Origin of the sequence: Flavobacterium sp. N1994, assembly GCF_025947145.1 — a bacterium.
Classification (GTDB): domain Bacteria; phylum Bacteroidota; class Bacteroidia; order Flavobacteriales; family Flavobacteriaceae; genus Flavobacterium.
Genome location: NZ_CP109999.1, coordinates 1,991,907 through 2,014,805, shown reverse-complemented (window position 1 = coordinate 2,014,805; position 22,899 = coordinate 1,991,907). Strand labels below are relative to the sequence as shown.

Below are 22,899 nucleotides of genomic sequence, written 5' to 3'. Positions count from 1 at the left end.
TATACATTATGTCTTCAGCAAAAAATATCAATATAAACCTTAAAATTTGGCGTCAGAAAGATGCTAAATCTAAAGGCAGCATGGAAACTTATAAATTAGATAATGTTTCAACTGCAAGTTCGTTTTTGGAAATGTTAGACCAACTGAACGAACAATTAATCAATGAAAAAAAATCGCCAGTAGCTTTCGACCATGATTGTCGTGAAGGAATCTGTGGAATGTGTTCATTGTATATCAATGGAAGAGCTCATGGACCAGAAACCGGAACTACAACGTGTCAATTGCACATGCGTAAGTTTAAAGACGGTGACACTATTTATATCGAACCATGGAGAAGTAAAGCGTTCCCTGTAGTAAAAGATTTAGTAGTTGATAGAAGTGCTTTCGATAGAATTCAACAAGCGGGAGGATTCGTATCGGTAAACACATCAGGTAGAACGATTGATGCTAATGCCACTCCAATTCCAAAACACGATGCGGATAGAGCTTTTGAAGCAGCGGCTTGTATTGGTTGTGGTGCTTGTGTGGCGACTTGTAAAAATGGTTCGGCTATGCTATTCGTTGGAGCCAAAGTTTCTCAATATGCATTATTACCACAAGGAAAAGTAGAAGCTACACAAAGAGTTTTAAATATGGTACGTCAAATGGACGAAGAAGGATTCGGAAATTGTACTAACACAGGAGCTTGTGAGGTGGAATGTCCAAAAGGAATCTCTCTCGAAAACATTGCTAGAATGAACAGAGAATATTTGGCAGCAAGTCTGAAATAATTCACTCTCGTTAAATTATACAAAGCGCACTCAATTTTGGGTGCGTTTTTTTATAGTATAAAATCTATTGAGTTATATTTACAGTAACTAATTATAGATTTTGATTCGTATGAAAAAAGGCTTCTTTTCATTGATGATACTTTTGCTATTTGCCACAATAACTTCAGGACAAAAGTTAAAAATGATGACCTATAACATTCGATTTGATACTCCGAATGATAAAGAGAATGCTTGGCCCAACAGGAAAGATTATTGGTGTTCTCAAATGGCTTTTTACGAACCAGATCTTTTCGGAATACAAGAAGCATTGCCCAATCAAGTGGAAGATATTGCTAACGCATTACCAAAATACAATCATATAGGAATAGCAAGAGACGGAGTCGGAAAAGGGGAATCCTCCAATATTTTTTTCAAAAAAGACCGATTTAAAGTACTTCAAGAAAATACGTTTTGGCTATCTGAAACGCCTGATAAAATTTCGAAAGGTTGGGATGCGGCACTGAACCGAGTTTGCACTTATGCCTTGTTGAAAGATGATGTAACCAAACAAACGTTTTGGGTTTTCAATACGCATTTAGACCATAAAGGAGAATTGGCTAGAACAAATTCAATTCTTTTAATTCTATCCAAAATAAAGGAACTCAACACCAACAATTATCCAGTATTTTTAATGGGCGATTTTAATTCGGAACCCAAAGAGGAGCGAATCATCAATTTAAAAAAAGAAATGAACGACAGCCGAGAGATATCTGAAGAGAACCCTTTTGGACCATCGGGAACCTTTAATGGGTTTAAACACAATGAAGTTGTAACGCCACTTATAGATTATATCTTTTTATCTAAAGGGAATCCTTTTAAAGTAACAAAATACGCAGTGCTGAGTGATTCTAAAGACTTGAAATATCCATCGGATCATTTGCCAGTTTATGTTGAATTGAAATATAATTAAGCTTTTTATTTACTACAATGAAACAAAAACTTTCAGGTTTACTATTACTATTATCTTTTTCCGTTTTCGGTCAAAAGTATCATCAATATGTAAATCCTATGATTGGAACAGGAGGTCATGGTCATACTTATCCTGGAGCAACAGTTCCGTTTGGGATGGTGCAATTGTCTCCTGATACCAGAATTGATGGTAGCTGGGATGGTTGTTCAGGATATCATTATGATGACACCATAATTTATGGCTTCTCTCACACGCATTTAAACGGAACGGGTTGTTCTGATTTTGGGGATATTATGTTGATGCCAACTATGGGTGAACCTACATTGAATCCTAAAGAATACAACTCTACTTTTTCTCATTCCAATGAAAAAGCATCTGCCGGATTTTACGCTGTGAAATTAGATAAACACAATATTGATGTCAGATTAACAACGTCAACTCGAGTAGGTTTTCACGAATATACCTTCAACAAAAGCGGTCAAGCCAATATTATTCTGGATTTAAATCACAGAGATAAATTGTTGGAAGGTGAAGTTAGAATCATTGATAGTAAAACGATAGAAGTTCTACGGAGAAGTGAAGCTTGGGCCAAAGACCAATATGTTTATGCCCGAATAGAATTCAACGTTCCTATGAAAATCAACAACGTTAGAAATAACGGATTTGCTCCTGCTAAAGCAACTGATACATTCTTTGCCGGAACTCAATTAGCCTTGAGTTTCTCTAAACAGGTCAAAAAAGGAGAAAAAATCTTAATTAAAGTTTCTCTTTCTCCAACCACTTATGATGGTGCCAAATTAAATAGTTCCGAAATCAAAGACTGGAATTTTGAAACAGTCAAAAAAGAAGCCGAGCAACTTTGGGACAAACAACTTTCCAAAATAGAAATAACAGAAACCAATAAAGACAAAAACACCATTTTCTACACCGCTTTATACCACACCATGGTGCAACCTAACATTGCTCAAGATTTAGATGGGAAATACCGCGGGAGAGACAACCAAATTCACCAAGCGATAGGATTTGATTACTATTCGGTTTTCTCGCTTTGGGACACCTTTAGAGCAGCGCATCCGTTGTATACTTTAATTGAAAAGAAACGCACTGCCGATTTTATCAATACATTTTTAGCTCAATATGAACAAAGCGGACGATTACCCGTTTGGGAATTGGCTTCCAATGAAACTGATTGTATGATAGGCTATCACTCGGTTTCTGTAATGGCAGATGCTATGGCAAAAGGGATCAAAGGATTTGATTATGAAAAAGCTTTTGAGGCGGCAAAACATTCGGCTATGCTAGACCATTTAGGTTTAGATGCCTATAAAAAGCAAGGTTTTATTTCAATGGATGACGAACATGAAAGTGTTTCTAAAACTTTGGAATATGCTTACGACGATTGGTGTATTGCGCAAATGGCAATGATTGTAAATAAAAAAGAGGATTACGACTACTTCATGCAACGTTCTCAAAGTTGGAAAAATGTCTTTGATTGGAATACAGGATTTATGCGACCTAAGAAAAATGGGGGTTGGGACAAACCTTTTGACCCAAAGGAAATCAACAATAACTTTACAGAAGGCAACAGCTGGCAATATTCATTCTTCGTTCCACAAGATATTCCTGGGATGATTGAAGCTTACGGCGGGGCAGCAAAATTTGAAGCCAAGTTAGACGAAATGTTCAACAGCGAAAGCAAAACAACAGGTCGCGAACAAGCTGATGTTACCGGATTAATAGGTCAATATGCTCACGGGAACGAGCCAAGTCATCATATTGCCTATTTGTATAATTATGTTGGTAAGCCAGAAAAGACAACCGAGAAAGTTCATTACATTTTAAATAATTTCTATAAAAATGCTCCCGATGGTTTGATTGGTGATGAAGACTGCGGACAAATGAGTGCTTGGTATGTGCTAAGCTCTATGGGATTTTATGATGTTACTCCCGGATTGCCATACTGGGACGATACTAAATCACTTTTTAAAAGTGTTAAGATTAATTATGAAAAAATAACAGGAGAAGAAACTAATAAAAAGGAAATACTGATTTGTGATAAATCAGAAAGTGGATTTAAAAGAGATAACAAATATTATGCTCCAAATATTGTTACTGTTCCAGTAATTCAGGCAGAAAGCAAAGCGTTTAAGGATAAAATGACTATTGAAATAATTTCTCAAAACCCAAATGCTAAAATCTACTATTTGATAAACGGAAATAATGATGCAGCAAAAGATAAAGTTTGGAGTTTATACACAAAACCAATAGTTGTTAATGAAACAATTGAAATACTCGCAAAAAGTATCAATGATAGGAAAGAAAGCAATATAGTAAAATCTACCTTCTTCAAAAAACCTAACAATTACACTATCGACATCAAATCAACCTACAATCCACAATATCATGCTGGTGGTCCAGAAGGGTTGATTGATGGGATATTTGGAACAGAAAACTGGAGAAAAGGCGATTGGCAGGGGTATCAAGGGCAGGATTTTGAAGCAGTGATTGATTTAAAAACAGAAAAGGAGATTGAAGAATTTAACTCCAGATTTCTTCAGGATTCGCGTTCTTGGATATTGATGCCAACTAGAGTGGATTATTATGTTTCGAATGATAATATCAATTTTACTTTAGCAGGAACCATTTTAAATGATATTGATCCAAAGGAAACAGAAAATCGTATCAAAACATTTATCTTTCACCCTAATAATAGCACCAAAGCTAAATACGTAAAAGTCAAAGCGTATAATTTTGGGAAACTACCCGAATGGCATCAGGGTTTTGGCGGTGATGCTTTTATTTTTGTTGACGAAATTTCAATCAAATAACCATGAAAATAGCCTTAGTTCAAACCTCGTTAGCTTGGGAAAACCCAATTGAAAACCGAAGCCATTTGGCACAAAAAATTACAGGCTTTATGGAAGACGTTGATTTGATTGTGCTTCCCGAAATGTTTTCATCAGGGTTTACTATGAATCCAAAACAAGTGGCAGAAACGATGGAAGGAGAAACGGTTTCCTGGCTCCAACATTTGGCAAAAGCCAAAAATTGCGCCATCACAGGGAGCTTAGTTATCGAAGAAAAAGGCAATTATTATAATCGGTTGGTTTTTGTTTTTCCTAATGGAGACATTAAAACCTATGATAAAAGACATTTGTTTTCACTGGCTGGCGAAAATGAATTTTATACCGCCGGAAAAGATAAATTGGTAATAGAATATAAGGGATATAAAATCTGTCCGTTGGTTTGTTACGATTTGCGTTTCCCAGTTTTTTCGCGAAATGTAGAAGATTATGATGTGTTGCTGTATGTTGCTAACTGGCCTAAAGTACGTGTCAATGCTTGGGATATTTTACTAAAAGCAAGAGCTGTCGAAAATATGTGTTATACTATTGGAGTAAACCGCATTGGTAAGGATGATAACCATCATGAGTATGTTGGACATTCTCAAGTGGTAGATTTTCTTGGCAACTATTTGTTGGAGCCACAAGAAGCAGATGCCGTTTTTATTGTAGAATTAAACAAGGCAAATTTGCTAGAAACACGAAACAAATTGGCTTTTCTGAATGATAAAGATGAGTTTAAAATAAGTTAGAAATATACTACTTCGGATTTTTTACATCAAATGATTGTTCCCAATCAAAATTGGCGTGAAGATCAATAGGATTAGGTAAATAAATGACTTCTTCGGACTGTCGTTTTTCTAGATAACTTCCAGTATCCCAGATTTTATTTTTATTATCGTCATAAATAATCCGCAATGTATAAGGGGCTGGTTCTAAAGCTTCAAAGTTAATGGTTGTTTCCTTTTCAGTATATTCTGTTGCTTTAACTTTGCCATCTTTATCCGTTAATTGCACAATGACTGGGAAACGTTTTAAGTTTTCCAATACTACTTTCATATTGGCATAATCTGAATCATTTTTGGTTGTGATATTGTATCTTAAGGTATCGCTTTTATGTTCGTAAAAATCTTCTAAAGCCCCTGGCATCATAGAGATTTTATATTTTTCCAAAGGTTCTTTTTTGAAATTCAAATAGAGTTTTTGATTCATTTCGTCATACTCGGTTTCAAAAGGAACTGCGATAGAATCTTTATTGAATACAGCTATTTTTGATTTATCAAATTTTATCAAAGGCGTAGCACTAGTAATATTAAATCTCTCCCGAAGTGGTAAATTTCCAGTAAATTCAGAACTTATAAATAAAGTATCTGCTTTTTGTTTTTTAAATTTCACCGTGAATTGTTTACTGTAATTCTCTTTTTGAACGGTTACATGCAAGGAATCCGATTTTACAGGTTTGAACCAAATTTGTAAAGAGTCTTTTTTCGGGTAATTTGTAACCAATGAAGGTATAATTTCTTCGCCATTTTTTAAGGTCACTTTTACCTCTTTAGCTTTGCCTTCATAGCCCATCAAAATTCTGTTTTTCGAGGCTTGAGTTGGTTTAATAGCTTTAAAAGGTAAAATTTCTTTGAACAATTCTACTTCAAAAATGGTATCATTAGGAATAGTAATATATTGTTTTTGAAACCCTATTTTATCTGATTCGGGATTGTATTTATTGTTCCCGTTGTCTTTCAATGCTACTAAAAGATATTTCCCAGCCTTTATATTTTCCAGTTTTACGATTTTTAGACTGTCCAAAGTATTGGTAACATATCTTGGAGTTTCTTTATAAATAGTAGAATCATTAAACTTTTCGTTGATTTCGTATAGCATTACAGAAACGAAATTATCAGTCTTTTTCTCCAATGCGTCTTTCACTTTCACACTAACCGCCAAAGAATCAATATAACTTCCGGTAGAAAAAATATATTTAAATTGTGGATAAGGGTTGCCTTCGTTATTGTCTTCTATACTTTGTCCAAAATTGAAACTATACGTTGTATTGGGTCTCAAAGTATCTTTAAGTTTTATAGTCAATAGTTTACTTGCAGTTTGTGGTAAAATATCTGGTTGATTTTTCATAGGTGGAGAAATAATCAACTGCTTATTGACATTTTTTAGTTTTACATATTCATCAAAAACCAATTTGATTTCTTTTCCATTAAAATTTGTTGTAAAATTCTTCGGATAACTAGCTTTCAAAACAGGGGCCAGAGTGTCTTTAGAGCCTCCAGTTATAGTGCCACGTTTAGCACAACTAATGATAAAAAGCAGCATCAGTAAAGAAAAATATTTTAAACTATTTTTTGGCATAAAGCATTTTTTCAAAGCACAAAATAACGATTATATTTAGTGTGAATGAAATCTTTTTGAGGAAACTTAACATTTAACTATGCGCCATCGCCATACAAACAATACTGATTTTGGCGTTAGGAATTTTTAACAAGGCTCGACTGCAAGCTTCGAGTGTTGAACCCGTAGTAATGACATCATCAATTAACATAAAATGTTTGCCGTGATGACTCTCGTTAAAATCAACATCAAAGACAGTGGCAATGACATCTGCTCTACCAAGAAGATCTTTTTTGGTCTGAGTCTTAGTATATAATTTTCGGAATAAAATCTTTTCATCAAAAGGAATTTTCAAATCAGCAGCTAAGGCATTTCCAAAACCTTCTACTTGATTATAACCTCGTTCGCGTAATCTTTTCTGGTGTAAAGGAACTGGGATGATGTAGTCAATATTTTTTAGTTGTTCTAAATCTTTTAATTCAGAAGCATACCAATGACCCACAGTTTCACTGATTTCTTCTTGCCCTTTGTATTTTAATTTGTGAATTATCTCTTGGACTATCCCTTTTTTGTGAAAATAAAACAACGCGGCACCAAACTCTAAAGGAATTCTTCCATAAAATTTTTGTATCACTTCATTATTTTCAATGGTGTGATGATTAGTCAACGGAATTTCATGCCGACATTGGGTACAAATTACCTTTTCATCGCTTAATAATATCGAATGACAACCCGCACAAGACTTTGGAAAAAATAAATTTAGAAGATGATTCCACATAAAAAGATAAATTTCTTACATAAAATTATAAAAAAAATGTATTCTAAGCGTTTTTAAATCATTTTTTTACATTCCGTTTTTATATTTTTGCACCATTATGGCAAAACAAGAAGATTTATTTAAGAATGTAGTTTCGCACGCAAAAGAGTACGGATTTATTTTTCCGTCAAGCGAAATATACGATGGGTTAAGCGCAGTATATGATTATGCGCAAAACGGAGTAGAATTAAAAAAGAACATTAGAGAATATTGGTGGAAAGCCATGGTGCAAATGCATGAAAACATTGTCGGTTTAGACGCCGCTATTTTGATGCATCCTACTACATGGAAGGCTTCTGGTCACGTTGATGCGTTTAACGACCCGTTGATTGACAACAAAGACTCTAAAAAAAGATACAGAGCTGATGTTTTAATTGAGGATTATGCCGAAAAATTAAACCTGAAAGCCAAAAAAGAAATTGAAAAAGCTCGTGAGCGTTTTGGGGATTCTTTTGATGAAGAGCAATACAAAACCACCAACCCACGTGTAATGGAATATCTTGGTAAAGAGCGAGAAATTCTAGAAAGAATGGGACGATCTTTAGGCTCTGGTGATTTAGAAGATGTAAAAGCTTTAATTGAAGAATTGGAAATTGCTGACCCAGAAACAGGTTCAAGAAACTGGACTGAAGTACGTCAATTCAATTTAATGTTTGGCACAAAACTAGGGGCTTCTGCTGAGAATGCTATGGATTTATACCTACGTCCAGAAACAGCACAAGGGATTTTCGTTAACTTCTTAAATGTTCAAAAAACAGGAAGAATGAAGATCCCTTTTGGAATTGCCCAAACTGGTAAAGCTTTTAGAAACGAAATCGTAGCGCGTCAGTTCATTTTCCGTATGAGAGAATTTGAACAAATGGAGATGCAATTCTTTGTTAAGCCTGGAGAAGAAATGAAATGGTATGAATACTGGAAAACTACTCGTTTAAACTGGCATTTATCTCTTGGTTTAGGAAAACAAAATTATCGTTTCCATGACCATGAAAAATTAGCACACTATGCTAATGCTGCCGCTGATATTGAGTTTAATTTCCCATTCGGATTCAAAGAATTGGAAGGAATTCACTCGAGAACCGATTTCGATTTGAAAGCGCACGAACAGTATTCAGGTAAAAAATTACAATATTTTGATAACGACACCAACTCAAGTTATGTGCCTTATGTGGTAGAGACTTCAGTTGGTTTAGATAGAATGTTCCTAGCCGTTTTTGCTACTTCTTTACAAGAAGAAACTTTAGAAGATGGTTCGACTAGAACAGTGTTGCGTTTGCCATCAGTTTTAGCACCAACTAAAGCAGCTGTTTTACCATTAGTTAAAAAAGATGGATTACCGGAAGTGGCTCAAAAAATCATTGAAGAACTAAAATGGGATTTCAATGTAGCTTACGATGAAAAAGATGCAGTAGGAAGACGTTACAGAAGACAAGATGCTTTAGGAACTCCATTTTGTATCACGGTAGATCACCAAACTTTGGAAGACGAAACAGTAACCATTCGTCACCGAGATTCAATGGCACAAGACCGTGTTAAAATAGCAGATTTAAAAACCATTATTGGTAACGAAGTCTCTATGAGAAACTGGTTGATGAAAATGTAAAAAAGTATTTTTCTATAAAATGCCCCAAACATTGAAAAGTGTTTGGGGCATTCGTTTTTGTAAGCATTTGTCCGAATAAATAACGACATATTAACAAGATGTAAGTATCTATTAACAATTTTGATAATCTAAAACTCAAAAATTTTACTTTCGTTATAACGAAAATACATACGTTTAGTCGTTTTTATTTTTGTGGTTAAATTTTATTTATAATCTTTAGCTAAACAGATAGTTTCCCCAAAACTACCCCTTTACCACCTGCAATGCTTTCCCTAAATCAAAGGAAAAGCTAAATGAGTCATACTTTTATCATTATTGATGATACCCAGGACGATGTCACGAAAACTCAGACCATTGCTGAGCGTTTTCGTAATTTGTCTTTTCTAGCATCCGCTAATACCTATGATGATGGGGTTAATTTAATATTGGAGCACCAACCGCATCTCGTTTTTTTAGAAATAGATCCATCCGACAAAAAAAGCAACCTTTCCCTTAGTTTAATTAACGAGTTATATCGCTACTTACCGGTGGTTCCTAAAATTATTGTTACCACAAGCAAAAAAGATTTGGCCTATGATGCTTTACAATATGAAGTAATAGACTATTTATTAAAACCGTTAAATATCAACGATTTTAGAAAAGCAATTCTAAAATTTGACCGAGCCATAAAATCGGATTTGCCACATATGGAGGTAAAAAATCCAGTAGCGACCTACGAAGTCTTAGACGAAACGGAAACTCTTGATGAAGAGAAAGTAGATGAAAATGTAAATGATATTGAGGTTAAAATCACGCCAATTACATTAGAAAAACCTACAGTAATTCAACAAGAAAAATCATTGGTGATTTGTGTTAAGTCTTATGGTGATTACCGATACATTGACTCGGAAGATATTCAGTATTTTGAAGCCGATAACAATTCTACCGATATTCATTTGAACAATGGGGAAATGATTACGGCATTCAAAACCTTAAAACATTTTGAAACGGTGTTACCGTCAACCCAATTCCTCCGTATTCACAACAGTTACATCATCAATGTCAACCAAGTTTCCCGAATCCATACGGGGAATACGGTGTGTTATATTAAGAATTCCACCACCAAACTTCCATTCTCAAAATCCTATAAAGAGAACGTTGATTTAATCATTAGCCGAATAGCTTCAGGAAATTATTTGGAGATATAATGGTGACAAGTTTACTTCCTTTTCTTTTGGTACTTAGTCTTTAAGAAGAGATGTCAAGTACTAAACACACTAGTCGTTGCCTATCATTACACTTTCAGTCTCAGGAAAAACCGCATCATTTTCAGAAAAATCTAGCACTTCCGCAGTGGGAGCATATTTCTTAATTTCATCAATACCCTTGGCCAACATAAGCGCTGTAGAATACTTTCTACTATTGGCTAGTACTAAACCATCTTTCGAAATTCTAAAAAAATGTTTGTCCGCCCCCTTTTTATATTGAGTGAGGGCAAATAAGGTTACATTTTCTTTAAAGGCGGCAATCATTTGCTCACAATCCGACTTATGCTTACAACCTATACTGGTGAAGATTGTTTTACCTTTTCGTGAAGCAAAAATAAACTTATAGTCACCATTAAGTCGCTTGCTTATTACAAACATACCCATTGTCTTTTTCAGGAATTTAGTCAAAAAACGTAAAAAGAAATCCAAAAATCTCTTTCAAATTTTTGCGGTTAGTCCCCAAAAATACACAAAATCCTGACAACTAAACTACCGTTTTAAAAAACCGATAAAGAGAAGATAGATTTACTATTAGCCGAATAGCTTCATAAAATTATTTGGATATTTAGAAGAAAAATAATACGTTTACTAAAAAATATGTATGGAAGTAAGTGTATTAATGATTGATGACCACCCACCTATTATAGAAGGATATAAGTCTATATTGGCTTTTAACCCTTATGGTTATTCCATTGCTACTACTTCGGCTTTTAGTTGTGAATCCGCATACAAAATAATAACAACTACCTCGATTTCCTATAACATTGTTTTTTTAGACGTCACTTTACCACCTTACACTGAAAAAAAAATTAATTCAGGACTTGATTTGGTTGCCATTGTTAGAAAGCATTTGCCAAACTCAAAAATTGTGATTTTAACTTCTCATTCAGAATCTCTTGTTCTTCATGGAATTATTAAAGAGCAGAATCCAGAAGGGTTATTAGTAAAAAGTGATATACTTCCCGATGATTTTTTATTTGCTTTTGATACTATAGTCAAAGGCTCTCGTTATTACAGTCCCTCTATAAAAACTATAAAACTTGATTCACAGATACCTACTAAACTTTTAGATAATTACAACCGTCAAATTATTATTTTAATTTCAAAAGGAAAAAAAACTAAAAGTATTCAAGAAGAATTGCATCTTTCTAAAAGTGCTATTGACAAAAGAAAAGCAATGATTAAAGATTATTTAGGCATTGATAAAGGGAATGATGAAGATATTTTAACTGAAGCAAGAAAGCAAGGCTTGATTTAAAAACTATTTAGATTTAAAAACAACCCCTAAATCAAAAAAATATTTAATTCATCAACATTTTAAAAATGTACACTTTTTGTGTACCTATATCTTTTCCCCACTATTTAATTTTACACATGTTAAACTGTAAATACAAACGGTTAAACAAGGAGGTATATCCTCTCTAAAATTGCTTCATTCATTAAGTGGTATTTTTGATTGGTAAAAGCAATAGAAATTTCTCTGTTTATTTTAAGATTTGTTGTTAAACAGATGCAAAGAAATAAACAAACAAAAGCAGCCCTCACTTTTTATTAAATAATATTAAGTAGGGTTGTTTTATTTAATAGCTTTTAGACATGAAGAATTTTGTATTTAGAATAATGGCCTTGCTTTTATTTTCATTTAATAGTTATCCTCAAGATAAAGATTACATAGAGAAAAAAGGAAGAATTGAATTGGTCTATTTATCGATTTCATCAGAAAATGAAGTTGTTAAATACAAATTCGATAGTATAAGAGACCTTCAAGAAAACTTAGAGGAATTATTAGAGGAATGCACTTTAAATGAAGAAAAAAACAAGAAGCTGAACAGTAAAATAGCTATTGAATTTTCTTTAACTATTTCTGATGAGTTTACTTCTGCAATCTATAAAGACAGCTTAACATCAGACTATGAAAGAATTGTAGAAGAAGCTATAAAATTACAGAATAGATTACTTTCTACCATTAAATAGGGTATAGAAAATGTACACTTTTTGACTACCAAAAGGGATGGCTAAATATATAATTTTATAACATCAAAAATAAGTTAATTAATTTAAAAACAAAGATTTGGTTAAAAAAGTGGCTTACCACCATAAAGTGACTCGATATAAAAACTTTATATTGAAAAAGAATTTAATTTTCTGTTTATTTTAGAGGTTTGTTATTAAACAGAAATCAAGACTAAACCAACCAAAAAAAATATAGTCCAGCCTTTATATGTTTTGGACGACACAAAGTTGGACTGAAATAATTAAAAATTATCTAGATAATTATGAAAGAATTAGTTTTAGGCATTATTGCTACAGTTTTTTTCAGTTTAAGTGCTAGTTCTCAAACTGAATATTTCAGGGGGGATTTTGAAGGATTAAAGGAGCTCAAAAGTAAAGGAGTTCATGGATGTCATAACATATTGATTAATGATTATACTAGGGATATAGTAGCAAATGAGATGTTAATTTCAAGCATAAAAAAATGAGAATAACTTTTATTTTACTTTTATTTTTCAATTTCAGTTTCGCACAGTCCGATCTTGAGAACGCCATCAAAGGAGGTGAAATGCTTTTGAGTGGTTTATCCATTCTCAAAATGTCAAAATCGGGTGCAAAAGCGAATAGTAAAGTGATTGAAAGTTTATGTGTGAAAAACAAACTTACCGATAAAATAACTTTCAAACTTGTAGGCAAAAACGAGGAGGGAGATGAAATTAGAAAAGAACTTGTTATCCCAAAAGATGGAAAAGAATGCCTTTTATTAGTGCCAAAAGGTATTTACACATACGAAATTACACTCTCCAACAAAGAAGTATACAAAAAAGGGGAATATAATTTCGATGAAGACATAGTAATGACAATAAAACAAGAATAGCAAAAGTGAGTTTTGACTTAAAAGTTAAGACTCACTTTTGTTTATAATTAATTTGACTTTATGATTAAAAAACTCCTTCCTACAAGTTTCCTTTTATTTATAATATTTTATAGCTGTACTCCAAAAACGCAAACAACAGCTTCAGATTCAAAAAATGATTCAATTAAGAAATACATCGATTTAGCTAGCAATGACACTTTGCCATTTGCTGATAGGATAAAATATAATGACAAAGCTTATTCGATAATTGATTTGAATAAGAATGATAGTATTATTAAAAATCAATTAAGTAAAATCGTTTGTGTGTATCTTACTAATTTAAGCTTGAACAAATCCAAAGCAGTTACAAACATTTATTTTAAAAAGAGCAAAATTACAAATGACACTTTAGGTATGGCTAGATGTTATAATTACTATGGCGGATATTATATAAAACGTGGTATTTATGATAGCTCATATTATTATTATTGTAAATCTGAAATGCTATATAAAAGGACTTCTGAAAAATTTAGTTTAGCCAAAATATATTTTAATAAAGGTTTAGCTCAATATTTTCAAGATGATTATTTAGGTGCTGAGTTATCAGAAATAAAAGCATTGATGTATTTCAAAAAAACTAATGATTATAAAAATATTTATAATTCATTAAATTCTTTAGGAAACATTTTTCATAATATGAGGAAATATGATGATGCAATAATTTATTTTAATGAAGCTCTTAAAATTTCAAAAAATCTTACTTTAAAGAGTGATAGAGAATGTTATGTTGGAATTTGTTTAAATAATATTGGAAATGTTCATAGAGAAAAAAAAGAATACATAAAAGCTATTTATTATTTTGAAAAGGCTTTAAAAGAAAAAGACTTGATAAAAAGGTCACCTGGACTGTATGGAATACTTTTGAATAACCTAGCATGCTGTATGTTAGCAGTAAAAAAACACAATGGATTTCCAAATAATTTATTTTTGGCTATAAAACTTTTAAAAAATGATATTGATAAAAAGGAAATTATTGTAAGTAATATTTATTTGTCTAATTATTATTTTGTCAAAAAAGATACTCTAAAAGCAATTACTTATTCTGAAAAGGCTCTAAAATTAGCCAAAGAGACTAAAGGTTCCTACTATTTCCTAACAGCATTGAGTAATGCAGGATTTATTAATAGCTGCAAAGCATCAGAATATATTAAAGAATACCATAAAAAAAATGACAGTATTGTTTTTGCAGAACGATTGTCTAGAAATCAATATTATAAAATTCAATTTCAAACTGATGAAATTTTGAAAGAAAAAGATAAAGCAATTAATCAAAAGTGGATTATAAGTGGAATATCAGCTGTAGTAATATTGATTGTTGTATTAATTCTTATTATTACTTGGCAACGTTCAAAGCAAAAAGAGTTAAGAATGCACCAAAAACAGCAAAAATCTGACCAAGAAATATACCATTTAATGTTTACTCAAAAAGCAAAAGAAGAACAAGTCAGACAAACTGAAAAAAAACGAATTGCACTTGAACTTCATGATGGGATAATGAATAAATTATCTAGTACCAGACTTAATTTAGCTGTATTGTCACATAAAGCAGATAAAGACACTATTCAAAAATGTCTTACTTATGTAAAAGATATTTATAAAATAGAGCAAGAAATAAGATCCGTATCACATGATTTAAATGATGAAATATTTCGCAAAGAAGATAGTTTTATCAGGATGCTGGAAGATTTTGTCATCGAACAAAATAAAACCAGTAAAACCCAATATAAATTAGAATTTGATCAGGAGATAGATTGGAATAATATCTCTAGTGAATTAAAAATGCATTTATATCGCATCATTCAAGAAGCAAGTCAAAACATTAATAAATATTCGCAAGCAAAAAATGCAATGATTAATTTGTTATTAGATTATCCGAATATCTGTATGTCTATTTCAGATGATGGAATTGGTTTTGATACCAAAGCTACACCAAAAGGCATAGGTATTCAAAATATGAAAATGCGAGTAAATTTGCTTAAAGGAAAAATCACCATCAATTCAATAAGACAAAAAAGCACTTCCATTAACATTGCTATTCCGTTAAATAATTTTTGGTTATCCTCATCATGACATTTCACATTTTTTGAAATCATATTACTTGCCCGCTACAAATTAAAACGGTAAGGAAACAATTTGTGTTTAATCCATCTTATCAACAATTGGATTCAATTATCAACATTTTGATAAAAATCACCAAAATCATCCACCCGGATTTGCCTATCATTCACTATCAAACGAGGTCATTCTACCATAAACACCAATATATATAGGGCTTCACAGAGACATCCTTTTTAGTTTTACATCGTGAAAGTGCAATAGCCTCAAATCACAACTAAGGCACACACCACAAAAAACGAAACAAAAACATTAAAATAAAAAGTCTCAAATTATGAAAAAATTAGCAACTACATTCGGTTTATTAGCATTAATGCTTATCGTGACGTCTTTTACAACTCCATCTGAAATTGGAGGAAGAAGTCAAGAGCCTGGTTTTGATATTGGAGGAAGAAGTCAAGAGCCTGGTTTAACAATTGGAGGGAGAAGTCAAGAACCTGGTTTTGATATCGGAGGAAGAAGTCAAGAGCCTGGTTTTGATATCGGAGGAAGAAGTCAAGAGCCTGGTTTAACAATTGGAGGGAGAAGTCAAGAACCTGGTTTGACAATTACACTTTAAATAGATATTAAATTTAATTTATAAAAAAAAGGCTGTCATTAATTTGACAGCCTTTTTTTTGTATTTTCGATTTTTAATTCTTTCTTAAATTGAAATTTAGTACTTTATTACTTTCATGTCTTATAATTTTCTCTTGTTCAAAAAACAAAAGCGCTAATACTATTAATAGTAAAAAGATTAATGCAAAAACATATTTTGAAACTTATAAACGAAACTTAAATAGTGGTAAAAATAATAATGATATATATCTAATAAAGGCTTTATCATCATTAAAATCTGAAGAAAACAATTTAAACAATCGAAATCTACTATCAGATATTGTGTTTGAATTTTATAAAAATGGAGATAAAATAAAGCTAGACCAGTCTTCAAAACTATTACTTGACCTTTCAATTTCTGGACATGATACATTAAACTTAGGAATGGCATACAGATCAAGAGGCAATTTTTACTTCAAAATTCAAAAACTTGATAGCTCATATTATTTTTGTATTAAAGCAGAAAAAATATATGCTAAGCTAAAAGACAGAAAAAATTATGCTAATATCCTAATGAATAAAGGAATTGTTCAATATTCAATAGGGGATTATTTAGGAGCTGAATATTCACTTAAAAAGGCTCATTCCATTTTTAAAGACACTAATGTTTATAATAGAATTTATGGGTCTTTAGATCAACTTGGTCTTGTTTCAACTGAATTAAAAGAATATGAAAAAGGGATTTTTTATTTCAAAGAAGCTTTAGAAGCAATTAAAGATTTGCCTTCAAAAGAAGATAGAGAATACTACACAACTGTTTGTCAAAACAATATTGGATACCTTTATTTAAAATCAAGAGAATTTGAAAAAGGAGCTTATTACTTTGAAGAAGCTTTAAAAAACAAACTTATTAAAAATGATGACCCATTACTATATTCAAATCTAATTGATAATTTAGCATATTGCAAATTATTTATCAATAAACTTGCAAATACTGATCTTTCACCTTTATTTTTTGAAGCATTAGAAATTAGAAAAAATTTAAATAATCCAACAGCCGTGGTTGGAAGTTATATTCATATTTCTGAATATTTTAATAAACGTGGGGATTCTAATCAGGCAATAAAATACTCCTTATTGTCTCTATCTGTTGCAAAGGAATCAAAAGTGCCTTTAAATGTTGTTTTAGCACTTAAACAATCTTCAATTGTTGATAAAAAGAAAGCTTTTCAATATACTGATGAATATATTAGAATAAATGATAGTCTTCAAATTGCTGAACGTAAATCGAGAGATCGGTTTAATCGTATGCAACTCGAAACAGATGAAATCATCAGTGAAAACAAAGGTCTAGCAGAGAGAAACAGAAAACTACTATACTTTTTTGTTATTTCAGTCATAATAGGAATACTTTTATTTGTAGTTCGTGCACAAAGAGCTAGAACAAGAGAATTATTATACAAGCAAGCACAACAAAAAGCCAATGAAGACATCTACAACCTGATGATGTCTCAACAATCTATTATAGACGAAAGTCGAAGCAAAGAAAAGAAACGTTTGGCACAAGACCTTCACGATGGTATTTTAGGAAGAATGTTTGGGCTACGATTAAATTTAGACAGTTTAAATTCAAGTACTGAGGAAGATGCCGTGCAAAAAAGGCATGAATTGTTAAACGAACTAAAAACAATTGAGCAAGATATTCGTGAAATTTCACATGACTTGAATAGAGAGAAATTAGTTTTAATTAATAACTTTGTTTCCATCGTTCATAATTTACTAGAAGAACAAAAATCGATGCATGATGCTAATGTAAATTATAATATTGATGATACTATTAATTGGGATAAAATAGGAAATGCCATCAAAATTAATTTGTATCGCATATTGCAAGAAGGTTTGCAAAACATCAATAAATACGCTAACGCCAAGAATATTAATGTAGAAATCAAAGGCGATGACGAAAATGTATATCTAAAAATTAAAGATGACGGAATCGGTTTCGATGTCAATAAGAAAAGCAAAGGAATAGGAATGCAAAATATGATATCAAGAACCAAAGAGTGTCAAGGTATCATAGATATTAATTCTAAAAAAGACAACGGAACCAAAATAGTAATCACAATACCTATACAAACTAAACAAATAACCGAACAAGAAGCATGACAAACCCAATCAATATTCTAATTGTAGATGATCACCCTTTTATAATTCAGGCCTATAAAAATGCACTTGATAAATACAGCCAACAAGGATTTGAGTTTGCAGTTACACAAGCCAATAGTTGCAAAACAGGTTATGAAAGTATTAAAGAAGCAAAAATTCCTTTTGATGTTGCTTTTTTTGACATCAGTATGCCAGAATATGCAGAAAAAGGAATTTACTCAGGCGAAGATTTAGCCGCATTGATCAAAACAGAAATGCCTAATTGCAAAATTATTTTGTTAACCATGCATTCTGAATTACTAAAAATCAACAACATCATTAAAAACATTAACCCAAGTGGATTAATTATTAAAAACGATTTGACTTTTGATGAATTGATTTTTGCCTTCGATAAGATTATAAACAATCAAAGCTACTATAGTCAAACGGTTATCAAATTAGTGGGTCAAGCACAATACACCAACATTGAATTAGATGCTTTTGATAAACAAATATTGTTTCATCTATCAAAAGGGGTTAAATCCAAAGATTTACCTCAATATATTCCAATTTCTTTAAATGCAGTTGAAAAACGCATACTAAACATCAGTGAAATATTAGAAGTAAAAGGCGGAACAGAAACCGATTTAATCAACGAGGCCAAAATAAAAGGGATTATATAAGATTTTAGTAAACCCTAAATCGTTTATGCTTCTAAAGCATCCCAGCCTCTTGCTTTTAATGGAATTTTGGTATTAGCTCTTGTAATCAAATGTATTCCTTCACTTTCTTGTGTTAAATGTCCGATTACAGTAAAATTGGGATTGGCTTTTATCTTATCAAAATCCTCTAAAGCAATCGTAAACAACAATTCATAATCTTCGCCACCATTGATAGCAACGGTTGTAGAATCAATATTAAATTCTTCGCAAACATTGATAAATTGCGGGTCTACCGGAATTTTTTCTTCGTATAAATTACAACCCACTTTCGATTGTTTGCAAATATGAATAATCTCAGAAGATAAACCATCAGAAATATCAATCATTGAGGTAGGTTTTACTTCCAATTTTGATAATAATTCCCTGATATCGTGACGAGCCTCAGGTTTTAATTGACGTTCTATTAAATATGTATAGGCATCTAAATCGGGTTGATTATTTGGATTTACTTGAAATACTTGTTTTTCTCTTTCCAAAACTTGTAATCCCATGTAAGCAGAACCTAAGTCTCCAGTAACAACCAATAAATCTCCGTTTTTTGCGCCATCTCTATATACAATATCCGACTCAGAAGCTTCACCAATAGCCGTAATCGAAATAATCAATCCTTTTTGAGACGAAGTTGTGTCTCCCCCAATAACATCTACATTATAGAATTTTGCTGCCAAAGTAATTCCATCAAACAATTCTTCCATAGCTTCTAAAGGGAAACGATTTGAAACCGCTACAGAAACGGTTATCTGAGTAGGCTTAGCATTCATCGCACAAATATCAGAGACATTTACAACAACAGCCTTGTAACCCAAGTGACGCAAAGGCATATAGGACAAATCAAAATGAACACCTTCAATCAATAAATCAGTCGAAACAATTACTTTTTTATCTTTAAAATCCAAAACAGCTCCATCATCTCCGATACTTTTCAAAGTCGAAGGTTGTTTTACATCAAAGTTTTTGGTCAAATGGTCAATTAAACCAAATTCTCCTAATTGCGATAACGAAGTGCGTTGTGGTGATTTATCTTCTAACATAATTGCTGAATTTTAGATTGCAAAGTTACAAAGTTTTTTAGCCATAGTTTGCGCATAGTTTCATTGATTATTCGCAACTTTATAGGAATAAATTTTTGACATGAAATCAAACCAAATTACCACCTTAACCATAAACCCTTCATTAGATAAAAGCACTCATTTTACAGGATTGATACCTGAGCAAAAAATACGTTGTGAAAAACCTCAGTATGATGCTGGCGGAGGAGGAATCAATGTTTCAAAAGCCATTGCAGCACTTGACGGAAACTCACTTTGTATATTCACTTCTGGGGGTTCTTCTGGTGAAATGCTTGAAGAATTAATCCAAAATAAGGATATCGAAACCAATGTCATTCGAACTAAAAACTGGACCAGAGAAAATTTTATTGCCTTTGACAATGAAACTAAAGCACAATATAGATTTGGTTTTCCTGGAAATGAATTGTCAGAGGATGAAAAAAAGGACATTATCAATACAGTAAAAGAAATTAAAACGGATTATTTAGTCATAAGTGGTAGCTTGAATGAAGGTTTACCAATTGATTTCTACCAACAAATTGCTCAAACTGCAAAATCCTCAGGAATAAAAGTAGTAGTAGATACATCAGGTGAGTCCTTGAAAAAAGTATTAGAAAGCGGTATTTATTTGGTCAAACCCAATATAGGAGAATTAGCGAAATTAATAGGTGTCCAACGTTTAGAACAAAACGACATTGAAAAAGCCGCTAAAACTTTAATTAATAATGGTAACGCAGAAATAGTTGTGGTGTCATTGGGAGCAGAAGGAGCTCTATTGGTTTCCAAAAGCCAAACCGAATTTGTTGCTGCACCAAAAGTCGAAAAGAAAAGTACAGTGGGAGCTGGAGATAGCATGGTTGGCGGCATGGTTTGGGCTTTGTCCCAAAATAAAACATTAAAAGAAGTTATTCAATGGGGAGTAGCCTGTGGTACTGCAGCAACTATGAACGAAGGAACGCAACTTTTTAAAAAGGAAGACGCTCTAAAATTGTTTGAAGCATTGCAATAAAAAACCCAACAACTTTCGCCATTGGGTTTCTATGTATTTGTTTGTCAAAAATTAATCGTTTAATTTCAATACCGCCATAAAAGCTTCTTGTGGAATTTCTACATTCCCCACTAAACGCATTCTTTTCTTTCCTTTTTTCTGTTTTTCCAATAATTTTCGTTTACGTGAAATATCACCACCATAACATTTAGCAGTAACGTCTTTTCGTAAGGCTTTTATAGTTTCACGGGCAATGATTTTAGCACCAATAGCCGCTTGTATCGGAATATCAAATTGTTGTCTAGGGATTAATTCACGCAACTTCTCACACATTTTTTTACCAATGTTATACGCATTACTTTCATGAATTAAAGCCGAAAGGGCATCTACTGATTGTGCGTTTAAAAGAACGTCTAATTTAACTAATTTAGAAGCTCGCATACCAATTGGCGAATAATCAAAAGAAGCATATCCTTTGGAAACCGTTTTCAATCTATCATAAAAATCGAATACAATTTCTGCCAAAGGCATATCAAAATTTAATTCTACTCTTTCAGTAGTTAAATAAGTTTGATTGGTAATAACTCCACGTTTTTCAATACACAAACTCATTACATTCCCTACGTAATCTGATTTGGTAATGATGGTTGCTTTTATAAAAGGTTCTTCAACGCGGTCTAACCTTGATGGTTCTGGTAAATCCGATGGATTGTTTACTACAAAACCAACCTCTGGATCTTTTTTGGTGTAAGCCAAATACGAAACGTTGGGAACCGTAGTAATTACAGTCATATCATATTCACGTTCCAAACGTTCCTGGATGATTTCTAAATGCAACATTCCTAGGAATCCACAACGGAAACCAAACCCTAATGCGGCTGAACTTTCAGGAGTAAAAACTAACGAAGCATCATTTAATTGCAGTTTCTCCATCGAAGCACGCAAATCTTCATAATCTTCCGTGTCAACAGGATAAATTCCGGCGAAAACCATCGGTTTTACATCTTCAAATCCCGTAATCATATTAGTTGTTGGCGTTTTAGCATCTGTTAAGGTATCACCAACCTTTACTTCTTTCGCTTCTTTAATTCCAGAAATCAAATACCCAACATCTCCAGTAGAAATCACATTTTTTGGAACTTGATTTAACTTTAATGTTCCTACTTCATCAGCAAAATATTCATTCCCAGTAGCCATGAATTTAATTTTCTGCCCTTTTCTGATTTCTCCATTTTTTACACGGAAAATAACTTCAATTCCTCGGAACGGATTATAATGAGAATCAAAAATCAAAGCTTGTAAAGGTTCGTCTTTATTTCCTTTTGGAGCTGGAATTTTTTCAATAATGGCTGCCAAAATATTCTCTACACCAAATCCAGTTTTACCAGAAGCGTGTATAATATCTTCTAATTTGCAACCTAATAAATCAATAATATCGTCACTAACTTCCTCTGGATTGGCACTAGGTAAATCAACTTTATTCAATACTGGAATAATTTCCAAATCATTCTCTAAAGCCAAATATAAATTTGAAATCGTTTGTGCTTGAATGCTTTGTGCTGCATCTACAATCAATAAAGCACCTTCACAAGCAGCAATCGAACGGGAAACTTCATAGGAGAAATCCACGTGTCCAGGAGTATCAATAAGGTTTAGGATATAATCTTCCCCTTTATATTTGTATTCCATTTGAATAGCGTGACTCTTAATCGTAATACCACGCTCACGCTCTAAGTCCATGTTGTCTAACAACTGAGCTTTTTCTTCTCGAGCCGTAACAGTTTGAGTAGCCCCTAGAAGTCGGTCCGCAAGCGTACTTTTTCCGTGGTCAATGTGTGCAATAATGCAAAAATTTCTAATATGTTTCAT

20 protein-coding genes are annotated in these 22,899 nt (G+C 32.5%); 15 read left to right on the top strand and 5 right to left on the bottom strand.

Annotated elements, in window-relative coordinates; all coding sequences use genetic code 11:
* Positions 1-8 precede the first annotated feature (8 nt).
* The 4 genes from OLM53_RS08965 (at position 9) to OLM53_RS08950 (ending at position 5,314) form a co-directional block, all read left to right on the top strand.
* On the top strand, positions 9-770 hold the full coding sequence (locus OLM53_RS08965; protein ID WP_264519892.1) for a succinate dehydrogenase/fumarate reductase iron-sulfur subunit: 762 nt from the start codon (positions 9-11) through the stop codon (positions 768-770).
* A 109-nt stretch (positions 771-879) separates the two neighbouring features.
* Positions 880-1,719: an endonuclease/exonuclease/phosphatase family protein gene (locus tag OLM53_RS08960; RefSeq protein WP_264519891.1), complete on the top strand. Its 840-nt coding sequence runs from the start codon at positions 880-882 to the stop codon at positions 1,717-1,719.
* Positions 1,720-1,736: 17 nt separating this feature from the next.
* Positions 1,737-4,547, top strand: a complete 2,811-nt coding sequence (locus tag OLM53_RS08955; protein WP_264519890.1) for a GH92 family glycosyl hydrolase — start codon at positions 1,737-1,739, stop codon at positions 4,545-4,547.
* Positions 4,548-4,549: 2 nt separating this feature from the next.
* Positions 4,550-5,314 carry an amidohydrolase gene (locus tag OLM53_RS08950; RefSeq protein WP_264519889.1) on the top strand — a complete coding sequence of 255 codons (765 nt, stop codon included), beginning with the start codon at positions 4,550-4,552 and terminating at the stop codon, positions 5,312-5,314.
* A 7-nt stretch (positions 5,315-5,321) separates the two neighbouring features.
* Here OLM53_RS08950 and OLM53_RS08945 read toward each other — a convergent pair whose 3' ends face one another.
* Both OLM53_RS08945 and OLM53_RS08940 read right to left on the bottom strand, forming a co-directional pair.
* On the bottom strand, positions 5,322-6,923 hold the full coding sequence (locus OLM53_RS08945) for an Ig-like domain-containing protein (protein ID WP_264519888.1): 1,602 nt from the start codon (positions 6,921-6,923) through the stop codon (positions 5,322-5,324).
* 73 nt (positions 6,924-6,996) lie between these two features.
* A complete protein-coding gene (locus tag OLM53_RS08940) occupies positions 6,997-7,680 on the bottom strand; it encodes a ComF family protein (protein WP_264519887.1) in 684 nt (227 codons plus the stop codon).
* 97 nt (positions 7,681-7,777) lie between these two features.
* Here OLM53_RS08940 and OLM53_RS08935 point away from each other — a divergent pair, with 97 nt between their 5' ends.
* Together OLM53_RS08935 and OLM53_RS08930 are read left to right on the top strand one after the other, a co-directional pair.
* Positions 7,778-9,319, top strand: coding sequence for a glycine--tRNA ligase (locus OLM53_RS08935; protein ID WP_264519886.1), 1,542 nt, complete (start codon positions 7,778-7,780; stop codon positions 9,317-9,319).
* Positions 9,320-9,612: 293 nt separating this feature from the next.
* Positions 9,613-10,506 carry a LytR/AlgR family response regulator transcription factor gene (locus tag OLM53_RS08930; protein WP_264519885.1) on the top strand — a complete coding sequence of 298 codons (894 nt, stop codon included), beginning with the start codon at positions 9,613-9,615 and terminating at the stop codon, positions 10,504-10,506.
* A gap of 69 nt (positions 10,507-10,575) precedes the next feature.
* On the opposite strand, the gene OLM53_RS08925 is transcribed toward OLM53_RS08930, so the two are convergent.
* Positions 10,576-10,995: a YegP family protein gene (locus OLM53_RS08925; protein ID WP_264519884.1), complete on the bottom strand. Its 420-nt coding sequence runs from the start codon at positions 10,993-10,995 to the stop codon at positions 10,576-10,578.
* A 172-nt stretch (positions 10,996-11,167) separates the two neighbouring features.
* Here OLM53_RS08925 and OLM53_RS08920 point away from each other — a divergent pair, with 172 nt between their 5' ends.
* The 8 genes from OLM53_RS08920 to OLM53_RS08885 all read left to right on the top strand — a co-directional run bounded on the left by OLM53_RS08920 (position 11,168) and on the right by OLM53_RS08885 (position 18,954).
* Positions 11,168-11,824, top strand: a complete 657-nt coding sequence (locus tag OLM53_RS08920; RefSeq protein WP_264519883.1) for a response regulator — start codon at positions 11,168-11,170, stop codon at positions 11,822-11,824.
* Positions 11,825-12,162: 338 nt separating this feature from the next.
* A complete protein-coding gene (locus OLM53_RS08915; RefSeq protein ID WP_264519882.1) occupies positions 12,163-12,540 on the top strand; it encodes a hypothetical protein in 378 nt (125 codons plus the stop codon).
* A 302-nt stretch (positions 12,541-12,842) separates the two neighbouring features.
* Positions 12,843-13,046 carry a hypothetical protein gene (locus tag OLM53_RS08910; RefSeq protein WP_264519881.1) on the top strand — a complete coding sequence of 68 codons (204 nt, stop codon included), beginning with the start codon at positions 12,843-12,845 and terminating at the stop codon, positions 13,044-13,046.
* On the top strand, positions 13,043-13,435 hold the full coding sequence (locus OLM53_RS08905) for a hypothetical protein (RefSeq protein WP_264519880.1): 393 nt from the start codon (positions 13,043-13,045) through the stop codon (positions 13,433-13,435). The genes OLM53_RS08910 and OLM53_RS08905 overlap by 4 nt, the downstream gene beginning before the upstream one ends.
* 60 nt (positions 13,436-13,495) lie before the next feature.
* Positions 13,496-15,544: a tetratricopeptide repeat-containing sensor histidine kinase gene (locus OLM53_RS08900; RefSeq protein WP_264519879.1), complete on the top strand. Its 2,049-nt coding sequence runs from the start codon at positions 13,496-13,498 to the stop codon at positions 15,542-15,544.
* A 319-nt stretch (positions 15,545-15,863) separates the two neighbouring features.
* Positions 15,864-16,148, top strand: a complete 285-nt coding sequence (locus OLM53_RS08895; protein ID WP_264519878.1) for a hypothetical protein — start codon at positions 15,864-15,866, stop codon at positions 16,146-16,148.
* Positions 16,149-16,237: 89 nt separating this feature from the next.
* Positions 16,238-18,292, top strand: a complete 2,055-nt coding sequence (locus OLM53_RS08890) for a tetratricopeptide repeat-containing sensor histidine kinase (RefSeq protein WP_264519877.1) — start codon at positions 16,238-16,240, stop codon at positions 18,290-18,292.
* On the top strand, positions 18,289-18,954 hold the full coding sequence (locus OLM53_RS08885) for a response regulator (RefSeq protein ID WP_264519876.1): 666 nt from the start codon (positions 18,289-18,291) through the stop codon (positions 18,952-18,954). Before OLM53_RS08890 ends, OLM53_RS08885 begins: the two co-directional genes overlap by 4 nt.
* 23 nt (positions 18,955-18,977) lie before the next feature.
* Here OLM53_RS08885 and thiL read toward each other — a convergent pair whose 3' ends face one another.
* Positions 18,978-20,024: a thiamine-phosphate kinase gene (thiL, locus tag OLM53_RS08880; RefSeq protein ID WP_264519875.1), complete on the bottom strand. Its 1,047-nt coding sequence runs from the start codon at positions 20,022-20,024 to the stop codon at positions 18,978-18,980.
* Positions 20,025-20,124: 100 nt separating this feature from the next.
* On the opposite strand from thiL, the gene OLM53_RS08875 reads away from it, so the two are divergent.
* Complete coding sequence (locus OLM53_RS08875) at positions 20,125-21,051, top strand: 1-phosphofructokinase family hexose kinase (protein WP_264519874.1); 927 nt, start codon at positions 20,125-20,127, stop codon at positions 21,049-21,051.
* Between the two features lie 51 nt (positions 21,052-21,102).
* Here OLM53_RS08875 and lepA read toward each other — a convergent pair whose 3' ends face one another.
* Positions 21,103-22,899, bottom strand: a complete 1,797-nt coding sequence (lepA, locus tag OLM53_RS08870) for a translation elongation factor 4 (RefSeq protein WP_264519873.1) — start codon at positions 22,897-22,899, stop codon at positions 21,103-21,105.

Bases quoted from the DNA above. Each gene is read 5' to 3' on its own strand.
- OLM53_RS08965 (WP_264519892.1), top strand. From the start codon at position 9: ATGTCTTCAGCAAAAAATATCAATATAAACCTTAAAATTTGGCGTCAG.
- OLM53_RS08960 (WP_264519891.1), top strand. From the start codon at position 880: ATGAAAAAAGGCTTCTTTTCATTGATGATACTTTTGCTATTTGCCACA.
- OLM53_RS08955 (WP_264519890.1), top strand. From the start codon at position 1,737: ATGAAACAAAAACTTTCAGGTTTACTATTACTATTATCTTTTTCCGTT.
- OLM53_RS08950 (WP_264519889.1), top strand. From the start codon at position 4,550: ATGAAAATAGCCTTAGTTCAAACCTCGTTAGCTTGGGAAAACCCAATT.
- OLM53_RS08945 (WP_264519888.1), bottom strand. From the start codon at position 6,923: ATGCCAAAAAATAGTTTAAAATATTTTTCTTTACTGATGCTGCTTTTT.
- OLM53_RS08940 (WP_264519887.1), bottom strand. From the start codon at position 7,680: ATGTGGAATCATCTTCTAAATTTATTTTTTCCAAAGTCTTGTGCGGGT.
- OLM53_RS08935 (WP_264519886.1), top strand. From the start codon at position 7,778: ATGGCAAAACAAGAAGATTTATTTAAGAATGTAGTTTCGCACGCAAAA.
- OLM53_RS08930 (WP_264519885.1), top strand. From the start codon at position 9,613: ATGAGTCATACTTTTATCATTATTGATGATACCCAGGACGATGTCACG.
- OLM53_RS08920 (WP_264519883.1), top strand. From the start codon at position 11,168: ATGGAAGTAAGTGTATTAATGATTGATGACCACCCACCTATTATAGAA.
- OLM53_RS08915 (WP_264519882.1), top strand. From the start codon at position 12,163: ATGAAGAATTTTGTATTTAGAATAATGGCCTTGCTTTTATTTTCATTT.
- OLM53_RS08910 (WP_264519881.1), top strand. From the start codon at position 12,843: ATGAAAGAATTAGTTTTAGGCATTATTGCTACAGTTTTTTTCAGTTTA.
- OLM53_RS08905 (WP_264519880.1), top strand. From the start codon at position 13,043: ATGAGAATAACTTTTATTTTACTTTTATTTTTCAATTTCAGTTTCGCA.
- OLM53_RS08900 (WP_264519879.1), top strand. From the start codon at position 13,496: ATGATTAAAAAACTCCTTCCTACAAGTTTCCTTTTATTTATAATATTT.
- OLM53_RS08895 (WP_264519878.1), top strand. From the start codon at position 15,864: ATGAAAAAATTAGCAACTACATTCGGTTTATTAGCATTAATGCTTATC.
- OLM53_RS08885 (WP_264519876.1), top strand. From the start codon at position 18,289: ATGACAAACCCAATCAATATTCTAATTGTAGATGATCACCCTTTTATA.
- thiL (WP_264519875.1), bottom strand. From the start codon at position 20,024: ATGTTAGAAGATAAATCACCACAACGCACTTCGTTATCGCAATTAGGA.
- OLM53_RS08875 (WP_264519874.1), top strand. From the start codon at position 20,125: ATGAAATCAAACCAAATTACCACCTTAACCATAAACCCTTCATTAGAT.
- lepA (WP_264519873.1), bottom strand. From the start codon at position 22,899: ATGAAACATATTAGAAATTTTTGCATTATTGCACACATTGACCACGGA.